Source organism: Hydrogenophaga sp., from assembly GCF_030651625.1.
Classification (GTDB): Bacteria; Pseudomonadota; Gammaproteobacteria; order Burkholderiales; family Burkholderiaceae_C; genus Hydrogenophaga.
Map to the genome: position 1 here is coordinate 325,645 of NZ_JAUSCF010000039.1, position 23,517 is coordinate 349,161.

Here is a 23,517-nt window from a genome sequence, read left to right on the forward strand (position 1 = left end):
GTCCCCCATGGTCCCATCCCTGCGGCTCAAGGTCAGCAGTCCTGTTGCAACGTGGTCGATCAATTCTCGGTGCCGAATCACAAACTCCCGGGTCACGTTGCGCATGCGGTTGAGGTCGCCGCCGTCGCGCACGAAGTCTGAGTGGGGGCCTTTAATCGCGTTCTCAAGGTCGAAGCGCCCATAGTACGGGTCGCCGTATTCGCACTCCCACTCATACCCTGCGAGAGTCACGAAGCAGGCCTCATCTGTGCGCGTTTCGACGCTATCCACACCCCCCCATCCCAACCCTTTGCCCTTGGTGGGCACTTGGACCCTCCAAATGTGGGACCCCGGGCAGGCGCATGCGGCAGTGAAATGCGCAGCCTCATGCCTCGCTGTGTGCCAGCGTGCATCGATCTGGGAAGGTGTCAGGGGGTGACCGTTCGCGATGACCTCGGGGGTGACTTGGAAGGTCGGGAGTTTATCTAGCTGGGTGACTGTCAGGTATGGCATGTGTGTTCCAAATAATGTTTGTTTGTGAGGTGGTCCAAGTAAGGACCCGTGTGGTCCGGGTATTTTTTGGACCCCGGACCGGCTGGAACCCGCATAAACACTGGGCTGGTCCGGGATGTCCAACTGGTCAGCCCTTTTTCGCAAGTTCAGCCACGGCGGTGCACGCGCGTGTTGTGGTGGGGGACTGGTATTTGTTCTTTACTGATTCTTCAAAATGGTTAGACCACTTAGACCAGTAGGACCAAGCAAGGAACGGCGCGGCTTCCAGCCGGTCCGGGTAAAGCGCGAAACAACTGCCATCCCGGACCACTTGACCACTTGCGCTACGCCCCGCCATCGAAGCGCACCTTGGTTTGTTCGGTGAATCTGGACCTCAACAACTCCAGCGGTGCCAGCACCTCGACCCACTCCCGCCCCCTGCCGGCCCGCTTCCGGGTCTTCACAATCCCACCGGGTCCCGCCCAATCGGTCAACTTGCGCGAAACCGCCGACCAGTCGGTAACGGCCCGCCCCCTTGCCGCAGCACTTTGCTCGTAAGACTGCCGCAGGCAAGCGCGTTCAATTTCTGTGTCGCCATCGCCAAGGTGTGCGATGCCATCACGCCAGCGAATCGCGCCCTCACTCAGGCACTGGTGCCACCACGCCGCCGCCGGGTCGCGCAGTGCGGTCAGTTCGATCTGTTTGCGCAGCGCTTCACCCTTTGGGATTTGGCGGGGGTTGTAGTCCGTGAGGTCAACCGTTTGCAGGTGGTGCAGGAGTGCGCTGGGTCCTTGGCCGCTGGCCCACTGGTGGTACCGCTTCCAGAATTCGAGATTCCCCCGCAACGACTCGCCCACGTCCACCACCACGGCACGGCGTTCGTCAGTGGTGGCCTGCCACACATGGGTGTGATTGGTCAGCATCACGTAGGCGCACCGGTTGATCCCCGCCACCGGGTCCATGCCTTTCTGTTCGTAGTGCATCACCTTGGCGGTCACACGTGACTTGGTACGGTCGGTCTGTCTTGGATCACCCACGAATATGGCCTCATCCAGCACCGCAAAAGCCAGGTTCATGAGATGCCCAGTGAACCGGCCCGCGATCAACTCCGGGTCGTCGGCCAACATGGCATGTTTGCCGAAGGCCGCTAGCAAGGGATCGAACAGTGAGTTTTTGCCGGTGCCCTTTGCGCCCCTGAAAATCAGGATCGTGTCGGGAACACCGCCGGGGTTTTGAACCTTCCACGCCAGCCACTTCAGGACATACTCGCGGTCGGCAGGACTTGGGACAAGCGCCCGCAGCACCTCAAGCCAAGGCCCCACGTCCCCCGGTACCGCCTCCACCGCAAACCCTTGCCACGTGTTCAGGATGTCAGCGGGCAGCGTTACACCGGGCGCAAAGGTCACGCCCTCGTATTGCCGCCTTTGGGGGTGCGAAAGCCATGCCGACGCGAGCGCTCGGGGTTTATCTTTCGGTGTTTCCAGCGGCGCAAACCGACCATTGAACATGGCATTAAATGCGCCACTGTCCAAGTACCCGAACCCTCGCGCCTTGCCGCTACCAGCGTTGTCGGGCGTCTCAAAATCGACCACTGCCATGCGTGACCCAACCCGCGCCAGCGCGAACCGCTGATTAAGTTCAGCCACCCACGTGGGCGCATCGTCGGTACCGTTCTCGTCGATGCCCGGTGGGCTTGTGTCTGTCATTCCCCCAAGCTGCACCGCCGGGTTTTTGATCTTTCCTCGGTACTCGCATGTCTCGCAGGGACCACCAGCACCGTAGGCGCTTGCCCATGTGTCACACCCTGCCGGTCCACCGGTAAGGCTGTCTAGCTTGGCGTCCGTGGCCGCCGCTTCATATTCCGGGTGCTTCGCGCTGATCTGGTGGGCAAAGCCCCTGCCCTCGGTGGACAGTTCGGCGGTCTTGACCGCAAGAATCCACACCGGGTAGGGGGTGCCCGAACCCCCATCCTGTGCAGCCCGTTGCATTGCTGCGCATTGCTTTGCCGCTTGCACATAGCTGAATGGGCCATGGTCGCCGGTCACGTCACCATTCACAGCAAGATTGAACTTGCTTGCTGGAGCGGTTGGCAATGACTCTGCCGAAGGTGTGTAGGCCGTTAGGGTGTCGAATTCCTCAAGCGAGTAAAGGGCCTCGCGCCCCCGTTGTGCTTTGACCAGTTCGCCAGTCTTCTGGTGAATCGACCCCGGAGCGCGCAGCACCCTTGCGGCGTCGGTGGTGACTTGGGCGTCAATGAGAAACCCGTGCTTCTCGGCGAGGGCTACCAACGCCTTGGCGCGTGGCAACCAGTCGTCTTTGCCAATCGGATCGACGAGCAACCAGTAAAGGTGCACCCCACCACTGCCAGTGCTGACCGCAATGTTCGGGGTGAACTTGGTGGCTTTGATGAAGGAGCGCACCGCTTCAAGTACCGCCCGGCCACCGTCGTAGCCTCCCTTTTCAATGGTGCTTTCCACGTCCACCCAAAAGCCGGGCAGGCTCCTGACATTTGCCGCCGTCCGCCCTTTGAAGTCCGACACGTTGTCCGGGTCGTATGCGGCGGGGGTGAAGTACGCGGGTTTCCGGTCCTTGACCTTCTGCGCAGCCCATTCGCCGAACGGCTGTGCCCTTTTGTTCCAAGCGTGAGCCGTCAAACCCCCGCCCCGGCCCTCAAAGACAACACCCTGAACGGTGCCCGGCGCGTCTACCGTCAGCAGCCCGTGAAACTCTGCCGATGTCATGTCCCTAGGCGAACTCCTGCGCGGCGCGTTTTGCGCCGATTCATCTACACTCATGTTTTGCACCTTTGGCCCCGCCCACTTCGCGGGGCTTTTCTTTTTGGGGTTACTTGATCGCGCGGCTTGCTGCCACTTGATGCATGCGTTCAATCGTTTCGCACGTCTTCAGGTCTTTTCGAAGCTGCGCCGCTCGGGATGCGATTCGGGCATTCACGTCCAACGCTGCGCCCGCCAACCTGTGACAGTCGGTTGGTGTCATGTGCCCCGCTGAGGCCTTCATCACGTCATCAATGAGCGTCAGCATTCGCTGCAACTGGTCGGAGCTATGGAGCTCCGCTTCCTCCACCAGTGCGAGTGACGTTTTCAGGTCTTCTGATTTCATGCGGCCCCCTCTGTAGTGGGGGCGTTGCGGTCAATCCAGCCCTGTGGGTCCCGTGCCCACTCGTCCACGTCTGCAGACGACCAGCGCGTGAATCTAGTCCCAAGGCGTACAGCAGGGGCTGGAAATTTTTGGCGGCGGACGAGTGCGAACAACTGCGATCTAGAAAAGCCGCAGATATGCGCGACTTCAGCGTAGGTGTACAACGCACGTTGAGGGGTAGCCCCTGATCGGTTTGGTACTTCCATTTGGGTGTCCTTGGAACTATGACACCCCGTATTCCAACCACCCCTCGTGGAATCAACCTCGGTCTTTTTTCCGGTAGTTGATTCCTTCGGGGTCCAGACGATACCCAGCCACGTACTTGATGGCTGTTCTGATTTCTGAGTCGGTCAGCCCAGCTTCACCCAAGCAGGCACGCATTACTGCGCAACGGTCGCTCACCCCGACCCTGCCACGCTCAAGTGCAAAGTCAACGGCTAGTGCAACATGAAACGCACCCGTTTTTACCCGCCTGCCATCTTGCTTTTGGACGTTCAATTTTTTATCGTTTAGCAGCGCACTGGCCCAGATGGCAAGTGAGTCAGCCCCCGCACGTTCAAGCTCTAAAAGCGCCTGTTCAAGGCGATGCTTCGCACGTGCAAGGTGCGCCGTTTGATCTGCGGCCCGCTCCACAATTTCGACATGTTTCGAGCGAAGGTCGAACACCCCGCTGGGAAGTTTTTCCAGTTCGGCACAGGCTGTGTTAGCGGTTGCAGCGTCCATGCCCAGACCCCCAGCGCTTGTCATGTGACGCCGTGCCGCGCTGATCAATCGTGTTTGTCGAGTGACCGTTGATGATCGGGAATCACTCACGCCGCAAGCCTCACCAATGGCACCACGTTGCCGCGCTGCATGCCGTCGATCAGGTCGCCCCAGTCCTGCATCATTCGCGCCCGTTGGGTCAGGTAGGTGGCGTGGTTGTATGCCGCTGAAACGGCGTTGCGTTCTTGGTGGGCTAGCTGCGCCTCGATGTGGGCATGTTCGTACCCGCGCTCGTGCAGGATGGTTGATGCCAGCCCCCTGAACCCGTGGCCCGTCATGGTGCCCTTGTATCCCATGCGCTCCAGCGCCTTCAAAATCGTGTTGTTGCTCATGGGTTTGCGTGGGTCGCGTTCCCCGGGGAACAGGTGCTCCCGGTGCCCTGTCACATCCTTGAGGATGGCAAGCACGTGAATAGCCTGCGTGGACAGGGGCACGATGTGCGGTGACCGCAACTTCATGCGTTCGGCGGGGATGTCCCAGCGTTGCGCCTCCAGGTCAAATTCTGACCACTTCGCCCCGATCAGTTCATTGGTACGCACAAAGGTCAGTGCCATCAGCTTCATCGCTAGCCGGGTCACTGGTGTGCCTTGATACCCTTCAATCTTGCGCAGCAAGGCAGGGAGGTCGCGAGCATCAACCCTTGCGAAGTTGACCGTCTTGCGAGGTGGGAGGATGTCCCCGGGTCGGATGTCGGTGGCGGGGTTTCTTGTGGTCCCGCCCAGCCCGTGAGCGATGGCATACCGGAACACCTGCCCGGACATTTGGAGGCATCGTTTCGCAATGTCTACCGCCCCCCGTGCCGCGATGGTCTTGAGCATGCGCACCAGTTCCGGGGCTTCAATTTCGGACATGGTGCGGCTACCAATCGCGGGGAACACATCGGCCTCCAAGCGGGCAAGAACGTACCCAGCATGGCGCGGGCTTTTCTCGGCTTTCCAGTGTTCGTGCCACTCCCGGGCCACCGACTCAAAGGTGTGCGCCCGTGCCGCAGCGCGTTGAATTTTCTCGGTGCGCTTGGCCGTTATCGGGTCAACGCCTTGCGCGATCAGTTTGCGCAGTTCGTCCCGCTTGGCGCGTGCCTCATTGAGGCCCACATCTGGGTAGCTTCCCAGTGAAGCGGTCTTCTCCCGCCCCTCATGCCGGTAGCGCAACTGCCACAGCTTGCCCCCGGTCGGTCTGACCAGCAGGTGCAGCCCTCTGTCGTCACTGAGTTTGAACGCCTTGTCGGCTTGCTTGGCCTTGCGAATTGCCGTGTCTGTCAACATTACTTACCCTTCGAAATGAGGGTAACGCGGGGGCATTGTGCGGGTATCCCGCATTTTTACCCTCACTGTTACCCGCAACGAACACCGGCTTCATGCGCACCCATGTGCACCGATGAAGACGGACCAAACTCAAGTGAGCGCGGGTAAGTAAGTAAATGGTCGCGCTTCAAGGCGTAAAAGCCCTGAAAACAACGACCCGGACCAGCTTTGCAACGGGTCCGGGTCAAATGAGTGGCGGAGCGAGAGGGATTCGAACCCTCGATGAGGCTCTACACCCCATACTCCCTTAGCAGGGGAGCACCTTCGGCCACTCGGTCATCGCTCCGAAGCTTCGCATTATGCCTCATCCCGGTAGCATGTCGGCCTCGCCCGGGATTGAAACTCAACCCGAGATCGTGTCCGCCGTCTGGTCGAGATCGAACTCGCGGTGCAATGCCCGGACCGCCAGTTCCATGTATTTCTCGTCGATGACCACCGAGGTCTTGATTTCGGACGTGGAAATCATCTGGATGTTGATGCGCTCTTCGCTCAGGCACTTGAACATGCGGCTGGCCACGCCCACATGGCTGCGCATGCCAATGCCGACGATGCTCACCTTGCAGATGCGTGTGTCGCCCACGACTTCGGCGGCACCCAGCAAAGGCACCACTTTCGCCTTGAGCAGGTCAAGCGCCTTCTGATAGTCATTGCGGTGCACGGTGAAACTGAAGTCGGTCAATCCACCCTTGCTCAGGTTCTGGATGATCACGTCGACCTCGATATTGGCCTCCGCCACCGCGCCCAGGATCTGGTAGGCGATGCCAGGGGTGTCGGGCACGCCCAGCACCGAGATCTTGGCTTCGTCGCGGTTGAATGCAATGCCGGAAACGACGGCTTTTTCCATGTCTTCGTCTTCCTCAAAAGTGATCAGGGTGCCGGAGGCGGCCTCTTCGGTCAGGTCGATGTCCCAGGGCGTGAAGCTGGAGAGCACGCGCAGGGGCACCTTGTATTTGCCCGCGAATTCCACCGAACGAATCTGCAGCACCTTGGAACCCATGCTGGCCATCTCCAGCATTTCTTCAAAGCTCACGCGTTCCAGGCGTCGGGCTTCAGGCACGACACGCGGGTCGGTGGTGTACACGCCGTCCACATCGGTGTAGATCAGACATTCGGCGGCTTTCAGGGCCGCCGCCACTGCCACGGCGGAGGTGTCGCTTCCGCCGCGCCCCAGCGTGGTGATGTGGCCAGCCGGATCGATTCCCTGGAAGCCGGTGACGATCACGACCTTGCCCGCATCCAGATCACCACGCACACGTTTGTCGTCGATGGATTCAATGCGGGCCTTGGTGAAGGCGCTGTTGGTCTTGATGGGCACCTGCCAGCCGGCATAGCTCACGGCTTCCAGCCCCTCGGCCTGTAACGCGATGGCCAGCAGCGCCGACGAGGCCTGCTCACCGGTGGCGGCCAGCATGTCCAGTTCGCGGTTGTGGTCTGCGTTGGTCTGGCCCGGCGCGAGTTCCTTCGCCAAGCCCAGCAGGCGGTTGGTTTCACCGCTCATGGCACTGGGCACCACCACCATCTGATGGCCAGCACGGTGCCACTTGGCCACGCGGCGGGCCACATTGCGAATGCGTTCGGTCGACCCCATGGAGGTGCCACCGTACTTGTGAACGATCAATGCCATTGAATGTGTCGGGGTGAGGCGCGGTTGTTCAACCACGCGGTCGGACAAAGCCTTTGATTATATCGGCGGCCCGTACGCCAGCCGGTCCCTGGACCGGCACACGAAAGCGCTGGCCACCTTCAGCTGGATGGCGTGCCCGCGCGTGGTGCAGTGGGCCACCTGGTCGAGCAGTTCGTCCAGTTGCGCTGCACTCGGTGCCACTCCGGCACTGGTTCGCAACCAGTGGCGCACCACGTTCGCCTGCCGCTCCCGGCTCAGGGTCTGCAACTCGGCAATCACGGGCGGCAAACCCACACGCTCCAGGTCGATGCGCGCGAGATCGTCGAGCAGTTGCTGAGCTTGCGCTGCATGCCGGGCGCTTCGCAGCAGCATGGGGCGGTACCCGGGGAAACAGCGCTCCCAGGCAGGTGCGAGCACGGCGCGAATGCGGTTGCGTGTGTAGCGCTCATCGGTATTGGTGGGGTCGTTCACATGGGCCATTGCACGCGATGCCACATAGGCACGCAAGGTGGACCCCGGCAGTTCAAGAAAGGGCCGGCCAAAACGCGTGCCGTGTCGCATGAAGACATCGGACATGGCCGCCAGTCCCGGCAGTCCGGCCCCGCGGCTCAGCGCAAGCAAGAGCGTTTCCACCTGATCGTCGGCATGTTGACCCAGCAAGACGCAGATCGCCCCTGCCTCCTTCGCCAACTGCGCCAACGCGCCATACCGCGCGATCCGCGCAGCGTCTTCCGGGCTTTGTCCGGACGAGGCGGAGGCATTTACCCGGGCTGTGTGCAGTTCGATGCCAAGCGATGTGCAGAGGACCTGTGCACAGACTTCGAAGCCATCGGCGGCATCCTGCAGGCCATGGTGCACATGCAGGGCCACCACCCTGCCCGGCCATTGGCGGTGCGCGGCGAGCAACAAGGCGGTGGAGTCGGCCCCGGCACTGTAGGCCACGGCGATCGTCGGGGCTGTTTCGGCCGCACAGTTGTCGGCATTCAGGTGGCGCCGACACCACTCACCCACCGCCTTTTCGCAGGTGTCGAGCGGCGCGGGCCGGGTGCTCACCTCAGCCTTTCAACGCTTTTCGTTCTTGCTGTCGACCTTGGTGTCGGTGTAGCGACCATAGCTGTTGAGTCGCGCATAGCGTCGATCCACCAGTTCCTTGACCTTGAGATCGGCCAGTTGGCGCCAGGCGTCGCCCAGTGCACGTTTGAGGAAGGCTGCCATCTGCTTGTGGTCGCGATGCGCCCCGCCCACCGGCTCGTTCACAATCTTGTCAACCAGTCCCAGCGCCTTGAGGCGGTGGGCCGTGATACCCAGCGCATCGGCGGCGTCGCTGGCGCGGTCGCTGGTCTTCCAGAGAATGGATGCACAACCCTCAGGGCTGATCACCGAATAGACAGAGTACTGGAGCATGAGCACCTGATCCGCCACCGCGATGGCCAGCGCCCCGCCGGAGCCACCCTCACCGATGATGGTGGAGATGATCGGCACCTCCAGTTGCGCCATCTCGAAAATGTTGCGCCCGATCGCCTCGGACTGGCCTCGCTCCTCGGCGTCAATGCCCGGATAAGCCCCTGGCGTGTCCACGAAGGTGAACACAGGCAGCTTGAATTTCTCAGCCAGCTTCATCAGGCGCAGGGCCTTGCGGTATCCCTCGGGCTTGGTCATGCCGAAGTTGCGCAGCCCGCGCTCCTTGGTGTCGCGCCCCTTCTGATGACCCAGCACCATGCAGGGCTGCCCGTTGAAGCGGGCCAGACCACCCACGATGCTCAGGTCGTCAGAAAAATGGCGGTCGCCGTGCAGTTCGACGAAATGCGTGAAGATGTCGCGAACATAGTCCAGCGTGTAGGGACGGTCTGCATGCCGGGCGATCTTCGTGATCTGCCAGGGAGACAGTGTGCTGTAGATGTCCTTGGTGAGCTGAAGGCTCTTGTTGGAAAGCTGCTCGATCTCGGCAGAGATATCCACCGCCGATTCGGTCTGCACATACCGGAGTTCTTCGATTTTTCCTTCGAGTTCGGCAATGGGCTGCTCAAAATCGAGAAAGTTCTTCTTGGCCAAGGTTCACTCCTGTGGTCTTGTGATGGTTCGCAGTCCCAATGTGCCGGCGAGGGGCATCTTGCGGGGCGTGAGGCTGCGACAACGACGTCTGCTGTTCAATATGCGACCGGGGCCGGGTCCAGTGAGCGCCAAATATACCAAGTCGCCACGCTGCAGAAGGGTGCCCAGTTGGCCGCCACTTCGCGTATCTCGCTGCGGCTGACCGGCTCTCCAGAAAAATAGCAGCGGCTGATGCCATTTTGCAGACCCACGTCATCCAGTGGCAACACATTGGGGCGCATCAGATGAAAGATCAGGAACATCTCGGCCGTCCAGCGACCAATTCCGCGGATCGCCACCAGTTCGGCAATGATGGCGTCGTCGTCCATGTCGGCCCAGGCGTTCACGTGGACCTGGTTGTTGGCAAAGTGAAGCGCGAGGTCGACCAGGTATTCCACCTTGCGGGCGGACAGCCCCGCAGCGCGCATGTCATCCACCTTGAGCTTGAGCACCTGCGCTGGCACCATCTTTTTGGGCAGTGCCTCAAACCGGTCCCAGACCGACTGAGCAGCCTTCACGGAAATCTGCTGTCCCACGATGCTGCGCGCCAGCGTCACGAAAGCATCGCCGCGCGACTGCAGGCACACGCCTCCGTGCTGGGGAATGAGCTTCTTCATCACCCGGTCGCGCTTCATCAGGTGCCGACACGCATCAGCCCAGTACCCAGGCGCTTCGTGCAGCGGCGCCAGCACGGTCACCGGCGTCATCAGGACCGCTCCCAGGTGGTGCCGGCAGGGCCGTCCTTGAGCACAATTCCCTGCGCTGCCAGTTCCTGGCGTATGCGGTCGGCTTCTGCGAAGTTCCTGGCTTGCTTGGCGGCGGCTCGCTGATCGATGAGGGATTGGATGTCAGCATCCAGAGGCCCCACGGGGGAGCTGCCAATGCCTGCCTGCAGGTAGCGCGCAGGATCGGCCTGCAGCAAGCCCAGAACGCCACCCAGCGCACAAAGCAGGCTCGCGTTGGCGCTGTCCTTGCTGCGATTGACTTCAGTCGCCAGTTCAAACAGGACGGCCACCGCCTCCGGCGTGCCGAAATCTTCGTCCATGGCCGCTTTGAACCGCTGGGCATGCGGCTGCTGCCAGTCAATGGCTTCCACCGGGCGCTTTTCAAAAGGCACAAGGCTGAGGGCGGTGTACAGGCGCTTGAGCGACGCACGCGCATCGTCCAGGTGCACATCGCTGTAGTTCAGGGCGCTGCGGTAGTGGGCACGCAGAATGAAGAAGCGCACCGTTTCCGGGTCGTACTTGGCCAGGACTTCGCGAATGGTGAAGAAATTGCCCAGACTCTTGGACATCTTCTCGTTGTCCACCCGCACGAAGCCGTTGTGCACCCAGAACCGTGCCAGCGGCTTGCCTGTGGCACCCTCGCTCTGCGCGATTTCGTTTTCGTGGTGTGGAAACTGCAGATCGGCGCCGCCGCCATGGATGTCAAAGGTCTCGCCGAGCGTTGCGCAGCTCATCGCCGAACACTCGATGTGCCAGCCGGGTCGTCCCTGGCCGAACGGACCGTCCCACCTGGCTTCTGCGGGTTCGTCGGGTTTGGCCGATTTCCACAAAACGAAATCCAGTGGGTCTTCCTTGTCCTGGGCAACAGCCACTCGCTCACCCGCGCGCAGATCGTCCAGCGACTTGCCCGACAGTTTGCCGTAGCCTTCAAACTTGCGCACCGAAAAATTCACATCCCCGTTGTCAGCCTGGTAGGCCAGGCCCTTGTCTTTCAATCGAGCGATCAGACTCAGCATCTGAGGAACGTAGTCGGTGGCACGAGGCTCCAGCGTGGGGGGCTCGATGCCCAGTGCACCAATGTCCTCGTGCATGGCTGACGTCATTTCGTCCGTCAGTGCGCGCAGCGAGATGCCCCGCTCCAGGGAGCGCCGGATGATCTTGTCATCAATGTCGGTGATGTTGCGAACGTAGGTGACCTTGTAGCCGCTCACCTTGAGCCAGCGCTGAACCACGTCGAAGGCCATCATCATCCGCGCGTGCCCCACGTGGCAGAGGTCGTAGATGGTCATTCCGCAAACGTACATGCGCACATGCCCGGGGTCGATGGGCTGGAAATCTTCCAGCCGTCGCGATAGCGAGTTGTAGATTTTCAAAGTCATGGAGGGGAGAGAGGGGGCGCATCTGGCACGCCTGGCATTCGACCCGCTCGGTCATCGCCATGGCCTGAGTGTTGCGGCACCGCCTGGCCTCCAGCAATGACGCCGGGCGGTCAAGGGTCGATCACCGAACCCCCTCAGATACAATGCGCCAGTATAGCCAGCCCGGTGCGGAGTCAGTGTGCAACAGGGACCCGATGATCGTTGATCCAGGGTCCGTGGCACGTTCAGTTCAATCCCAGTCAGCCTCCCGAGGTCTCATGTTCCATTCGACGAAATCACCGCTTTCCCAGAACCATGAGGCTGGCCTTGCCATCCACGGCGGCGTGCGCGCCAGTCTGCGCCAACTGGCCTTGATCGTGGCCATTTCGGCTGCGCTGGGCAGCACGACAGCGATGGCTCAGGCAGACCCGTACGCCGACGTCAACCGCCTGGTGCGTGCAGGCCAGCTGAACGAGGCCCTTGCCAAGACAGACCAATACCTGGCCACCAAGCCTGCCGACCCGCAGATGCGCTTCCTCAAAGGTGTCATCCTGACGGAAACCGGCAAGTCCAGCGAAGCCATTGCAGCTTTTCTCAGCCTGACCCAGGACTATCCCGAGCTGCCAGAGCCCTACAACAACCTGGCCGTTCTTTATGCAGGCCAGAGCCAGTTCGACAAGGCGCGTGCCGCACTTGAAATGGCGATCAGGACCAACCCGAGCTACGCCACCGCGCACGAGAACCTGGGTGACGTGTACGCCAAACTGGCCAGCCAGGCCTACAGCAAAGCGCTTCAGCTCGATGCCGGCAACACGGGCGCAGCACCCAAACTGAACCTGATCCGCAACCTGTTTTCTGTGGACGGCCGATCGGCCACAGCCGACAAGGTCGCTGCAGCACCCGCTTCGCCACCTGCCACCCAGGCCGCGCCCCCTGCCGTTGCTCCACCGCAACCACCTGCGGCCAGTGCATCTGCAGCCCCTGCTGCCGCTGGCACCGAACAGAACGCAGTGACCAGCGCCGTGCAGAACTGGGCGAAAGCCTGGTCCAGCAAGAGCATGCCGGACTACCTCGGCGCCTATGCGCCCAGCTTCACGCCGGCTGGCGGCCAGGCGCGCAGCGCCTGGGAAGCCGACCGGCGCGCGCGCATCGTCCCACGCCAGCGCATCAACGTTGAAGTGAGCGACCTTGATGTGGCGGTCGAAGGTGATCGCGCCACCGCCCGGTTCCGTCAGGTCTACACATCAGACACCCTCAACGTCACCAGCCTCAAGACCCTCGACATGGTCAAGAGCGGAAACCGATGGCTGATCGTCAAGGAATCCACGGGATCTTGATGGCCAGTTCGCGCTCATCGCAGGCGGGTCATGCCAGCCTGCAGTTGCCTGTGTCACCCGTCACAATGGCCACGGGCCCCAAAGGACGCGGTGCCTTGGCAATGGTCTTTGGCGCGGTTTTTTTGCTGGGTCTCACATTCGTTCTGGGTCGGGGCGCAGGCTGGCCTGAGGGCGCATCACTTCTCACGCGCACGGACTCCGAAGACGGTGGCGCCACCGCTCGAAGCAGCCTGGACGCCCTGCCCTCGTTCATCGAAAGCGCGCAGGCCAAGACAGCGGTCACCGCGCTCAGTGCCGCCTCCCCTCGCGGCAATGGACTCGCCCGCGTCGGCCTGGCCGACGAGGGCTTCCAGCAAGTCCTGCCGCTGCTGGGTGAAGCCGAAGCCAGACTGATCGACATTTATCAGCACATCGGTCAAGGCAAGCACAGGGAAGCCCTGCGCATGACGGAAAGTCTGGTGGCGGCGCACCCGAACTTTCAACTGGCCCAGTTGATCCTGGGCGACTTGCTCACGCTTCAGACCCACCCCGTGCGCCAACTGGGCAACGTGCCGGACACCACGGCCCTTGCTGCCCGCGAACAGCTTTCGGCCTTGCGCGAAGAATCCAGCCGCCGGCTGCGTGCGCTCACCGAGCGCCCCCCAGAGGGCAGCGTGCCAAGCCAGATCCTGACGCTTGCTCCGAGGAGCCGCCACGTGATTGCTGTTGACGCGTCCAGATCGCGTCTTTACCTGTTTGAAAACCTGACGCCAGTTGCTGCGGCGTCTGAGGAACCACCCGCGCCGCAACTGCGACTGATCGGCGACTTCTACATATCGGTGGGGCTTTCCGGAATAGAGAAAGTGGTTGAAGGCGACCAGCGCACACCGCTCGGGGTCTACTACATCACAAGCAACCTCAACCCCGCCAACCTCCCAGACCTCTACGGTGCAGGTGCCCTGCCCATCAACTACCCCAATGCACTGGATCTTCGCCGCGGCAAGACCGGGCATGGCATCTGGTTGCACGGCACGCCACGGGCCCAGTTTGTGCGCGCGCCTCAAGCGTCTGACGGCTGCGTGGTCCTGTCCAACCCGGATCTCAAGCGCTTGCTGGAGACGGTTGCGATACGCACGACCCCTGTGATCATTGCCCAGGAACTGCAATGGGTGAAGCCGGATGCACCAGATCCGGATCGCGAGGCGTTCCACGCCACGCTGGAAGCATGGCGCGACGCTAAAAGCCTTGGCACGATGGATGGGCTGAAGGCCTACTACTCCGACCAGTTCCGTGGTGCGGGACGCAATCCGGACCAATGGTGGTCACGTGTCGACATCGAACTCCGAAACAAGGGCGACCGTGCCGTTCAGCTCAAGGAGCTTTCCGTGCTTCGCTGGCGCGACAGTGACGACACCATGGTGGTCACTTTCGGTGAGGTGGTGGAGGGTCAATCTCGCGGCGTGACCAAGCGCCAGTACTGGGGCTTGGAAAATGGCCACTGGAAGATCTTTTTTGAAGGACAAGTTGGATGAAATTCGCAATGCACCCTGCGCGCAGACTCCTGGTGGTTTCTGCCCTGCTCTCTCTGACCATGTTGCCCGCGATGGCCCAGGAGAAGTCCGCAGCACCCAAGGTCCGGCTGAACACCTCAATGGGTGATGTGGTGCTGGAGCTGTACCCCGACAAAGCCCCCAAGACGGTCGAAAACTTCCTTCAGTACGTGCGCGACAAACACTACGACGGTACTGTTTTCCACCGCGTGATCGGCAACTTCATGATCCAGGGGGGCGGTTTCACTGCCGACCTGCAGCAAAAGCCCACCCGCTCCCCGGTGCCGCTGGAAGCCGGCAACGGGCTCAAGAACGACCGTGGCACCATCGCCATGGCGCGTACCGCCAACCCGAACTCCGCCACGGCGCAGTTTTTCGTCAACGTGGTCGACAACGCCGGACTGAACGCCCCCGCACCCGACGGCTATGGCTACACGGTCTTTGGCAAAGTGATCCAGGGCATGGACACGGTTGACAAGATCCGCAACGCCCCCGTCGGCAACCAGGGCGGGCACCAGAACGTGCCCAAGACCCCCATCACCATCACCCAAGCCACTCTGGAGAAATAAACATGGCCAACCCCCAAGTCGAACTGCACATCACCAACCATGGCGTCATCACCATTGAACTCGACGCCGAAAAAGCCCCTCTTTCTGCGGCCAACTTTCTGTCGTATGTGAACAAGGGCCACTACAACAACACCGTGTTTCACCGCGTGATTCCGGGCTTCATGGTGCAAGGTGGCGGCTTCGAGCCAGGCATGACGCAAAAACCCACCGACGCCCCGATCACCAACGAAGCCAACAATGGCCTGAAAAACGACACCTACACGTTGGCCATGGCCCGCACCAGCGACCCCCATTCGGCAACGGCCCAGTTCTTCATCAACGTCTCCAACAACGGCTTTCTGAACCACACGGCGCCCAGCGCCCAGGGATGGGGCTACGCCGTGTTTGGCAAAGTGGTTGGCGGTGCCGACATCGTCAAGAAGATCGAAGGCGTTCCCACGGGCCGCAAAGGCTTCCATGACGACGTACCCAACGACGACGTGGTGATCGAAAAGGCTGTGGCACTTTGAGTGCCCCGGGGCTACCTGCCCCGAGACCCATGCCCTTGCCCCCCACCGACCGTTTTGCCGAGTTGCGCGCTCCTGCGCACTGGCAAACGGTCGATTTCATTTCCGATCTGCATTTGCAGGCGAGCGAACCGGCCACTTTCGATGCCTGGCGGCGCTACCTCGAACGACCGACCTCGGAACGGGCCGACGCGCTTTTCATCCTGGGTGACCTGTTTGAGGTCTGGGTGGGTGACGACGTGCTGGCTCGATCGGGCACGCCTGACCATGATTTCTGGCTCAGTTGCACCAAAGTGCTTCACGCCCACGCCACACAGACACCGGTGTACTTCATGGTGGGCAATCGCGATTTTCTGCTCGGCCCGGTTGCCGCTCAGGCGTGCGGCATGCAGCTACTGAACGACCCCACCGTGCTGGAGTTTCTGGATCGGCGCTGGCTGTTGAGCCATGGTGATGCACTGTGTCTGGCCGACACCGACTACATGCGATTTCGGGAACAGGTGCGCCATCCACACTGGCAGCACGCCTTTCTGGAACGCCCGCTGGAAGAGCGCGAAGCGATCGCAAGGGAATTGCGGCAACAAAGCGAAGCCCGCAAGCAAACCACTTCTGGTGACCCCCATCGCTGGGCCGATGTGGATCACCCTGCTGCGCAGCAGTGGTTGCTCCACGCGCAGGCACGCACACTCATTCACGGGCACACGCACCGGCCGGCCGAACACACGCTCGGCGAAGGTCTGCAGCGCGTGGTGCTGAGCGACTGGGAAGTTGGCGGACCATCGCCTCGCGCCGAGGTGTTGCGCATCGGCGCACAGGGCTTGCAGCGCCTGCCCATGGCCCAACGCTGATCCACAACGGCCCGAGCCACACCCGCCGATGTTCGACCTGATCCAAAGGTGGTTGCCCCGCCGCTGGCGCCGCCCGCCTTTGGTGCCGGATACGCTCTGGAACCGCGTGCTCACCACCTACCCTTTTCTGGGCGATCTGGAAGCGACCGAGCAACAACGTCTGCGCTTGTTGTGCGCTCATTTTCTGAACGAAAAGGAGTTCTATCCAGGCAACGGACTCCAGCTGACCGACGCCATGGCGCTGGCCATTGCCGCGCAAGCCTGTCTGCCGTTGCTGCACATGCACGGCCCGTCTGGTCAGCCTGTGGCAGATCCGCTGCAGCTGCTGGACTGGTACGACGACTTCGTGGGCATCGTCGTGCAGCCCGGCGCCGTGGTAGCCCGAAGAAGGGTCGTCGATGGCGCTGGCGTGGTGCATCACTACAACGAGGTGCTTGCCGGTGAGGCCATGGACCGTGGGCCCATCATGCTCACCTGGGATTCGGTTGCCATGGCCGGCGAGGCCGCTGCGGGCGGCAGCAATCTGGTGATCCACGAGTTTGTCCACAAGATGGACATGCGGGACATCGGGCTTGGCGACTCACCGGGTGGTGCGCCACCGCTGCCAGCCGGGTTCCTGGATACCCATTCCCGTGCGGCCGGCCAGCGCGTCTGGCGCCAGACCATGCAGAAAGCGTTTGAAGACTTTCGCGAAGCGGTGTCCATGTCAGAGCGGTTTGGCGTGGAGGCGCCCTGGCTGGATGCCTACGCAGCCACCAACCCTGCCGAGTTCTTCGCCGTCACCTGCGAAGCGTACTTTGTGAGCCGCCACCGGTTCGGCGAGGCGTTCCCGACGCTCCTGTCTTTGTACGACGGCTTCTTCAGGCCCGGGCTAAAGGCCCGGTGAAGGTCGTCCTGACGCCCGTGGCCACCTGAGGCGACCCGGAACCAGCCCAAGAGCCACGCCGGTAGCACCGGCACGGCATCCCGACGCCCTGGTCAGATCCCATCAGCGCTTCAGCAAGACCTTCAACACATTCTGCAAACGCCGGGCTGCTGCGGCATCGAAGCTGGAGGCCAGCACCGATCCGACATCCTCGACCCAGGTTTCCGTGGGCGCGGCTGCGTGCTTGCGCGTGAGCAATTGCAGTTGAAGCATGCGTCGCTCGCCCAGGTGCTCGGCCGGTGTGGGCACCTCGGCGGCGATTTCCAGGCGAAGCAGCACTTCAGCCTTGAGCTTGCCCGAACTTTTTCCCAGCGCGGACAACCAGGCATTGCGGCTCGACGCATTCACGCGTGCACCCAACGCCTGCGCCGTCGGCATCTGCTCGGCATCGCGATGTTCCCAGGCCGTCATCAACTGGGTCAACACCTCGCCATGGGCCTGGGCCGCCAACTTGCGCAAACTCGCCTGAGCGGCCTCGATGGCCTGACGCTGGGCACGGAAAGCCGCATCGCCCAGGCGCGGACCGCGCGGCTCGCGCTCATCACGCCATGGCGACGCGCCAGGGCCTCGCCCACGAGCGTCCGCCCTGCCCATGCCTGGCCCGTCCCGGCGCCCATCGGATCGATCACCCCGACGACCGTCACGACCGGCAGGCTCTGCTTTCTTCATGCCGGGCCGGTCGTCGCCACGCACCGCCACCAGCTTCTTGGGGGGAGACGTCGGCACAGCCGGAGCGGGCTTTTCCTCGGTCACACTTCCTTGCTCAGGCTTATCGTTAAGCTGCTCTGCGGGCTTCTCCTCGGCTTGTTCCTCGACCTTGTCTCCAGAAGCTGCGTCCAAAGCCGCTGAATCGGCAGGAGGCTCCACAACGGCGGCATCTGCCTGCGCCGCCGGAGGTGGGTTTGGAGCTTGCGCCTTGCCAACGGCCGGCGCTGCGGCGGCTTGCCCTGCAAGCGCCAACTCCAGTGCCTGCATGGCTTCGCGAATTCGCTGGGCATCTCCGCTGGCGCTGGCGCCCTCCAGGGCGCGCGAAGCGTCGAGCACGCGTTGATCATGTGCGCTCAGCGCCGTGACTGCCTTTTCACGCTCACTGCTCTTGCGGGCAAATGCGTCGTCAATGGGTTGACGGAAGGCCTCCCAGAGTTTCTGTTCGTGCTTGCGCTCCAGGGGCACCGCATGCGCTTCGGCCTGCCACCGCTGTTGCAGCGCCTTGACGGCGTCGATACGCAATTGCGGTGCTGCACCCAGAGCAACGGCTTCGTCGATCAAGGCGCGGCGTCGCGCAGTGCTCTCGGTCTGTGCCGTTTCCAGTCGCGCGTGGGCCTGGTGCATGACGTCTTTCCATACCGGCTGCAGCTCGGCAAACGCCTTTTCACTGAGGTGGCCGGCTTCACGCCACCGCTCGGAGAATCCGTGCAATTCACGAACCTGGGCTTTCCAGTCGGTGCTGGCCACATGCAGTTCGGTCCATGCCTTCAGTTCCTCGATGATGGCCAGGCGCTGGGCCTTGTGGGCCTCGGCCTGCTGGCGGACCTGAGCCAGCCAGGTCTCAACCACCTTGTGTGCTTCGGTGCACGCCTCGTCGAAGCGCTTCCACAGCGCATGGTTGGCCTGGCCACCCTGGTCCGTGGTTTTCCACTGATCGCGCAGGCTGCGCAGCGTCTCCTGCATCTTCCGACCACCCAGTCGCTGACCCTCTGGCGCCTGCAGAAGGGCCTCGGCCTTGGCCACCAGTTCTTCGCGCAACTGATCCGCCCGCCAGCGCTGCCACCCTTCGAGCTCACCCGCCTGCGACAGCGCCGCATGGGCCCGAGCCTCCAGTTCGGCACCTACGAGGCGTCCATGGTTCTTCAGCAAGCCACGCACATCGGCGGCCGCCTTGGGCGTGGCCTTGCCATGGCCTTCCGCGAGCTCCCGCTCCAGGACCGTCAGCGCCTTGTCGATCTCGGCGGCAGCACGGGCACGCTTCTCTTGGGCAGCCTGTGTGTTCTGGCTGCTCTTTTCGGTGGAGACAGATACGTCCTGCCCGCGAGCCTGCCGCAATTCATCTGCCCAGACCGGCACGGCGGGCAACGGCGCCTGCGGATCTGTCTCGGCCGCCACGGTCTGCGCCAGCGCCGCTGCAAACGCTTCCCAGACCAGTTGCAACTGATTTCTGGACGACTCCAGCATGGTGGGGAACTTGGGTTCGACACTAGACCACTGGGCATCTTCCGTCAACCCGACTGCCTGCTGCTGCCAATGGCTCACGTCGGCACTGAGTGATGGTGCGCTGGACTGCGCCTCTTTCCATGGTTTGGTCGACAGCACCTCGATGCGCTGGGCAATCAGAACCGCCGCTTCTCGCTCGACCTGCACACGGTGCTGCAAGTCCTCGATGGCCTTGACGCGCTCACCGAGCGCTTGCTTCAACCCTGACAGGGGCTCACGCGACAAGGGCGCGCCCGCCCTGGCCGCATCACGCTGCCAGGCCAGTGCATCGGCCAGATTGAGCCGGGTCTGCTCCAGCATCGCCTGCGCCTTGGCGGCCCATTCCACGGCAATCTGCTCCTGGCTCTTCTGACGCTTGAGCTCGTCGAGCTTTTCCTTCAGTGGCTTGGACGCCCCCCGGTCACGGTGAGACAACTCCTTGAACACTTCGGACATCTGCTCCAGCGAGGGCGTGGTGGCAAGCCACTCGCGGATTTTTGCGGTGCGTTCGCCAGACGTGGGTGCAGAAAAGGCTCCCCCGGTCAGAGCGTCCAGTGGATGGGAGGCGGCGGCTTTGGACGGTGCAGGCGAGTTCACGGCGGATTCAGGGGTGTTGGACTGGGGCGTGGATTTTCGCAGAGAGAAAAACGACATGGCGGGGTACGGATGATGTGCAGAGGATTCGCGTTGGCCATCAGAACACGGCCCGCAACCCGGTATTGTCGCCGCTGTTCGCATACAGATCGCGTGCTGACCTGGCGCAGTGCAAGAGCGACTTGCCCAAACACATATATATAAGTGGCATTCGCTGCATCAGGCCATTTGTCGTGACGACGCAGAGACGTCTACGAATAGACGGGTGCGGCGTTCCCGGCTGCACAAAAAGAAACCCCGACGGGTCAGACCCGTCGGGGTTGACGGCGGGCCAAAATGCTCTTGCCGTCGGGTTTGGCGGAGAGAGATGGATGTCTCTCCAGCCTGGGAGCAACAGATTGCTCCCGTTGGGGCCGGCTGTCGATTGCTCGAATCACCAGCATTGCCTGTCATGACAACAGGCAAGTGCAGGTTACCCCGTATCCAGACCCGCATCAAGCCTCCGGGACCCGCCATCCGATGGGGATTTTCAATCACAGGGAGCGCCCCCATCATCGTCATCACTCTGGATGAACATGACATGAAAGGTTGCTTTTGGGCGACAAACGGCGAACGTCTGTACCCCCACCAGAAACACCCCTGGAAGCCGCGGCCACCCACGCTGGCGCGCTAGCGAACTCTGCAGTGGAACTTTTTTATTCCATTTTATATAGCGTGTAGATATATAAATCTGGTTTTTATACTTGACCAAGCACTAAACCGAACTTAACATCCGCTGGCTTTGCCCGAACCAACGGGTTAACCCTTAATCGCCGCCGAACAAGGCCAAGTCCGAAGCAAGACCTGAAAGGTCTTGCCGCCGATGGCGACCCCACCCAACCACCGGTGCACTCTGGCCGGTTGGTGAAGACTGGAGCGACACCATGAAGATGAATGAACCCACACCCCTTCGCAGGTTGACTGCGGTGGGGGCATCCGTGAAAGTGGCTGCTGGCGATGTGGCCCGCGGTTTTTTTGACGTCACGCACAACGGCCTGGCCCTGATGGGCACCGCCCTCGCGGTGAGCCTGATTGTGCTGAGCGCCCGGGGCGACCTGAGAACCAGCGCCGAACAGCAATTGCTGAGCTGGCTCATGGAGCGCCAGGCGAGCACGGTGGAGGCCGTGGAAATTGCCACCGACCCCACGGCCATCGACCGCGTCACCGCAGCACATCCGCAGATCCTGCCGGAACAGCAGGCCAATGTGGCTTTCTGGCTGAGCAAGAAGTACCGGGTGGCGCCCGAGCCGCTCACCGTGCTGGTGGCCGAGGCCTTCGAGATCGGCGAAAAAGTCAAGATCGACCCCACGCTGATCCTGGCGGTGATGGCCATCGAGTCCCGCTTCAATCCCTTCGCGCAAAGCGCGGTGGGCGCCCAGGGCCTGATGCAGGTGATGACCCGCGTGCACACCGAAAAATACGAAGATTTTGGCGGCAAGCTGGCCGCCTTTGATCCTCTGACCAACCTGCGTGTTGGCGTGATGGTGCTGAAAGACTGCATTCGCAGGGCCGGTTCTGTGGAGGGTGGCTTGCGCTATTACGTTGGCGCCGTGACCACCGATGGCAGCGACTACATCAACAAGGTGATGGCCGAACACCAGCGCCTGCAGTACGTGGCCCTGGGCAAGCCGGTGCCACGCTACATTCCGCCGGCACGCCCCATCATCACGGTGGATCCAGCCCCTGCGGAGCCAGAGGCTGCGCCCACAGAGTCTGCCGCCCTGGCACCCCTGCCGAAGCCTGCTGCGCCCCTGGCGCCCGGCATCGATGCCCACCAGCAATCGACCGACGGCCTGCGGTCAGACGACCTGACAGTCGCAAGGTCCTGATCCATCGGTTCGGCACGGTTCTTCGCCCGTGCCAGCTTGGCGACACTCGGCTAAACTCGCTTGGTACGCGACTGGCGATAGGCACACCACGAACCAGGCTCTGGCCACGTGGCGGTGTTGACGTGGACCCCCTTGCAAGCCATCGCCGGCAAGGGACAACCACTGGGAAGCGTGCCGCCTGACTTCGGTCACGCGTTCAGCCGTTCGCCTGGGCAGCCCCTGTCATTGCACCATGCAAGGCACAGGGATTCACGTCACCCAAGACTGCCACCATGTACGACCGCAACATCCTCATCGAGCAAACCGACCCTGAACTGTTTGCCGCCATCCAGGCCGAAAACGCGCGCCAGGAACACCACATCGAGCTGATCGCCAGCGAGAACTACGCCTCGCCTGCGGTCATGGCCGCACAAGGCACCCAACTCACCAACAAATACGCCGAAGGCTACCCGGGCAAGCGCTACTACGGTGGCTGCGAATACGTGGACATCGCCGAGCAACTCGCGATCGACCGCGTAAAGCAGATCTTTGGTGCCGATGCAGCCAACGTGCAGCCCCACTGCGGGGCTTCTGCCAACGAAGCCGTGTTTCTGGCCTTCCTGAAGCCGGGCGACACCATCATGGGCATGAGCCTGGCCGAAGGCGGCCACCTCACCCACGGCATGCCGCTGAACATGTCGGGCAAGTGGTTCAACGTGGTGTCATACGGCCTGGATGCCAACGAAGCCATCGACTACGAAGCCATGGAGCGCAAGGCACACGAATCCAGGCCCAAACTGATCATCGCTGGCGCGTCGGCCTACAGCCTGCGAATCGACTTCGAGCGCTTTGCCAAGGTGGCCAAAGACGTGGGCGCCATCTTCATGGTCGACATGGCGCACTATGCCGGCCTGATCGCGGCAGGCGTGTACCCCAACCCCGTGCCCCATGCCGACGTGGTCACCTCCACCACACACAAAAGCCTGCGCGGGCCGCGCGGCGGCATCATCCTGATGAAGGCGCAGCACGAAAAAGCCATCAACAGCGCCATCTTCCCCGGCTTGCAGGGCGGACCGTTGATGCATGTGATCGCGGCCAAGGCGGTCGCATTCAAGGAAGCGCTGGCTCCAGAGTTCAAGACCTACCAGCAACAGGTGCTGACCAATGCGCGCATCGTCGCAGAAACGCTGACATCCCGCGGCCTGCGCATTGTCAGCGGCCGCACCGAAAGCCACGTGATGCTGGTGGACCTGCGCGCCAAGGGCATCACCGGCAAAGAGGCTGAAGCGGTGCTGGGCAGCGCCCACATGACCATCAACAAGAACGCCATCCCCAACGACCCGGAAAAGCCCATGGTCACCAGCGGCGTGCGCATCGGCACCCCGGCCATGACCACCCGTGGCTTCAAGGACGAAGAAGCCCGCTTGACCGCCAACCTGATCGCCGACGTGCTGGACAACCCGCGCGACCCGGCAAACATTGAAGCTGTGCGCGCCAAAGTGAACGCGCTGACCGCCCGCTTCCCGGTGTACAAATAATGCCCCCACGCTCCACCGCTTCGCAGGTCGCTGCCCCCTACAGGGGTGCGTCTCGCCTTGGGGCGGCCCGGCGGCAAGTTCTATGATGCCCCCACGCTCCACCGCTTCGCAGGTCGCTGCCCCCTACAGGGGTGCGTCTC

Annotated in this window: 19 protein-coding genes, 1 tRNA gene and 1 riboswitch; of the genes, 8 read left to right on the forward strand and 12 right to left on the reverse strand. The window is 62.2% G+C overall.

Translation table 11 applies throughout. From position 1 onward, the window contains the following. Positions 1-815 precede the first annotated feature (815 nt). The 11 genes from Q7V46_RS19890 to cysS form a co-directional block, all read right to left on the reverse strand. Positions 816-3,359: a primase-helicase family protein gene (locus Q7V46_RS19890; RefSeq protein WP_304915301.1), complete on the reverse strand. Its 2,544-nt coding sequence runs from the start codon at positions 3,357-3,359 to the stop codon at positions 816-818. Continuing rightward, positions 3,316-3,591 carry a hypothetical protein gene (locus Q7V46_RS19895; protein ID WP_304915302.1) on the reverse strand — a complete coding sequence of 92 codons (276 nt, stop codon included), beginning with the start codon at positions 3,589-3,591 and terminating at the stop codon, positions 3,316-3,318. The genes Q7V46_RS19890 and Q7V46_RS19895 overlap by 44 nt, the downstream gene beginning before the upstream one ends. Continuing rightward, the gene (locus Q7V46_RS20050) at positions 3,588-3,836 is read right to left on the reverse strand and encodes a helix-turn-helix transcriptional regulator (RefSeq protein WP_370690397.1); all 249 of its coding nucleotides are present in this window, start codon (positions 3,834-3,836) and stop codon (positions 3,588-3,590) included. Before Q7V46_RS20050 ends, Q7V46_RS19895 begins: the two co-directional genes overlap by 4 nt. A 52-nt stretch (positions 3,837-3,888) precedes the next feature. Continuing rightward, on the reverse strand, positions 3,889-4,353 hold the full coding sequence (locus Q7V46_RS19900) for a hypothetical protein (RefSeq protein WP_304915303.1): 465 nt from the start codon (positions 4,351-4,353) through the stop codon (positions 3,889-3,891). A gap of 86 nt (positions 4,354-4,439) precedes the next feature. Beyond that, the gene (locus tag Q7V46_RS19905) at positions 4,440-5,657 is read right to left on the reverse strand and encodes an integrase arm-type DNA-binding domain-containing protein (RefSeq protein WP_304915304.1); all 1,218 of its coding nucleotides are present in this window, start codon (positions 5,655-5,657) and stop codon (positions 4,440-4,442) included. Positions 5,658-5,889: 232 nt separating this feature from the next. Further along, a tRNA-Ser gene (locus Q7V46_RS19910) sits at positions 5,890-5,982 on the reverse strand. 57 nt (positions 5,983-6,039) lie between these two features. Then, the gene (locus Q7V46_RS19915) at positions 6,040-7,320 is read right to left on the reverse strand and encodes an aspartate kinase (protein ID WP_304915305.1); all 1,281 of its coding nucleotides are present in this window, start codon (positions 7,318-7,320) and stop codon (positions 6,040-6,042) included. A 57-nt stretch (positions 7,321-7,377) separates the two neighbouring features. Further along, a complete protein-coding gene (gene tilS / locus Q7V46_RS19920; RefSeq protein WP_370690398.1) occupies positions 7,378-8,373 on the reverse strand; it encodes a tRNA lysidine(34) synthetase TilS in 996 nt (331 codons plus the stop codon). 9 nt (positions 8,374-8,382) lie between these two features. Then, positions 8,383-9,372 carry an acetyl-CoA carboxylase carboxyltransferase subunit alpha gene (locus tag Q7V46_RS19925; protein WP_304915306.1) on the reverse strand — a complete coding sequence of 330 codons (990 nt, stop codon included), beginning with the start codon at positions 9,370-9,372 and terminating at the stop codon, positions 8,383-8,385. Between the two features lie 95 nt (positions 9,373-9,467). Continuing rightward, positions 9,468-10,118 carry a DNA-3-methyladenine glycosylase gene (locus Q7V46_RS19930; RefSeq protein ID WP_304915307.1) on the reverse strand — a complete coding sequence of 217 codons (651 nt, stop codon included), beginning with the start codon at positions 10,116-10,118 and terminating at the stop codon, positions 9,468-9,470. Continuing rightward, the gene (gene cysS / locus Q7V46_RS19935; protein ID WP_304915308.1) at positions 10,118-11,515 is read right to left on the reverse strand and encodes a cysteine--tRNA ligase; all 1,398 of its coding nucleotides are present in this window, start codon (positions 11,513-11,515) and stop codon (positions 10,118-10,120) included. Before cysS ends, Q7V46_RS19930 begins: the two co-directional genes overlap by 1 nt. A gap of 257 nt (positions 11,516-11,772) precedes the next feature. Between cysS and Q7V46_RS19940 the strand changes: the two genes are divergently transcribed. Genes Q7V46_RS19940 through Q7V46_RS19965 form a run of 6 tightly spaced genes read left to right on the forward strand, consistent with a single transcriptional unit; the run spans position 11,773 to position 17,169 of the window. After that, the gene (locus Q7V46_RS19940) at positions 11,773-12,831 is read left to right on the forward strand and encodes a tetratricopeptide repeat protein (protein WP_370690399.1); all 1,059 of its coding nucleotides are present in this window, start codon (positions 11,773-11,775) and stop codon (positions 12,829-12,831) included. Continuing rightward, a complete protein-coding gene (locus Q7V46_RS19945; RefSeq protein WP_304915309.1) occupies positions 12,831-14,342 on the forward strand; it encodes a murein L,D-transpeptidase family protein in 1,512 nt (503 codons plus the stop codon). The genes Q7V46_RS19940 and Q7V46_RS19945 overlap by 1 nt, the downstream gene beginning before the upstream one ends. Positions 14,343-14,401: 59 nt before the next feature. Further along, on the forward strand, positions 14,402-14,929 hold the full coding sequence (locus tag Q7V46_RS19950; protein ID WP_304915335.1) for a peptidylprolyl isomerase: 528 nt from the start codon (positions 14,402-14,404) through the stop codon (positions 14,927-14,929). 2 nt (positions 14,930-14,931) lie between these two features. Continuing rightward, positions 14,932-15,438, forward strand: coding sequence for a peptidylprolyl isomerase (locus tag Q7V46_RS19955; RefSeq protein WP_304915310.1), 507 nt, complete (start codon positions 14,932-14,934; stop codon positions 15,436-15,438). A 29-nt stretch (positions 15,439-15,467) separates the two neighbouring features. After that, positions 15,468-16,283 carry a UDP-2,3-diacylglucosamine diphosphatase gene (locus tag Q7V46_RS19960; protein ID WP_304915311.1) on the forward strand — a complete coding sequence of 272 codons (816 nt, stop codon included), beginning with the start codon at positions 15,468-15,470 and terminating at the stop codon, positions 16,281-16,283. Positions 16,284-16,311: 28 nt separating this feature from the next. Next, entirely contained in the window at positions 16,312-17,169 is an 858-nt protein-coding gene (locus Q7V46_RS19965) for a zinc-dependent peptidase (protein ID WP_304915312.1), read from the forward strand. Between the two features lie 102 nt (positions 17,170-17,271). Here the strand turns inward: Q7V46_RS19965 and Q7V46_RS19970 are convergent, their stop codons facing one another. Continuing rightward, on the reverse strand, positions 17,272-20,052 hold the full coding sequence (locus tag Q7V46_RS19970; protein WP_304915313.1) for a DUF349 domain-containing protein: 2,781 nt from the start codon (positions 20,050-20,052) through the stop codon (positions 17,272-17,274). 863 nt (positions 20,053-20,915) lie between these two features. Between Q7V46_RS19970 and Q7V46_RS19975 the strand changes: the two genes are divergently transcribed. Together Q7V46_RS19975 and glyA are read left to right on the forward strand one after the other, a co-directional pair. Beyond that, positions 20,916-21,860 (forward strand): lytic transglycosylase domain-containing protein, encoded by a 945-nt coding sequence (locus tag Q7V46_RS19975; RefSeq protein ID WP_304915314.1) that lies wholly within the window; start codon positions 20,916-20,918, stop codon positions 21,858-21,860. A gap of 57 nt (positions 21,861-21,917) precedes the next feature. Next, a riboswitch (ZMP/ZTP riboswitch) is annotated at positions 21,918-22,081 on the forward strand. A gap of 51 nt (positions 22,082-22,132) precedes the next feature. Continuing rightward, complete coding sequence (gene glyA / locus Q7V46_RS19980) at positions 22,133-23,377, forward strand: serine hydroxymethyltransferase (protein ID WP_304915315.1); 1,245 nt, start codon at positions 22,133-22,135, stop codon at positions 23,375-23,377. Positions 23,378-23,517: the final 140 nt, after the last annotated feature.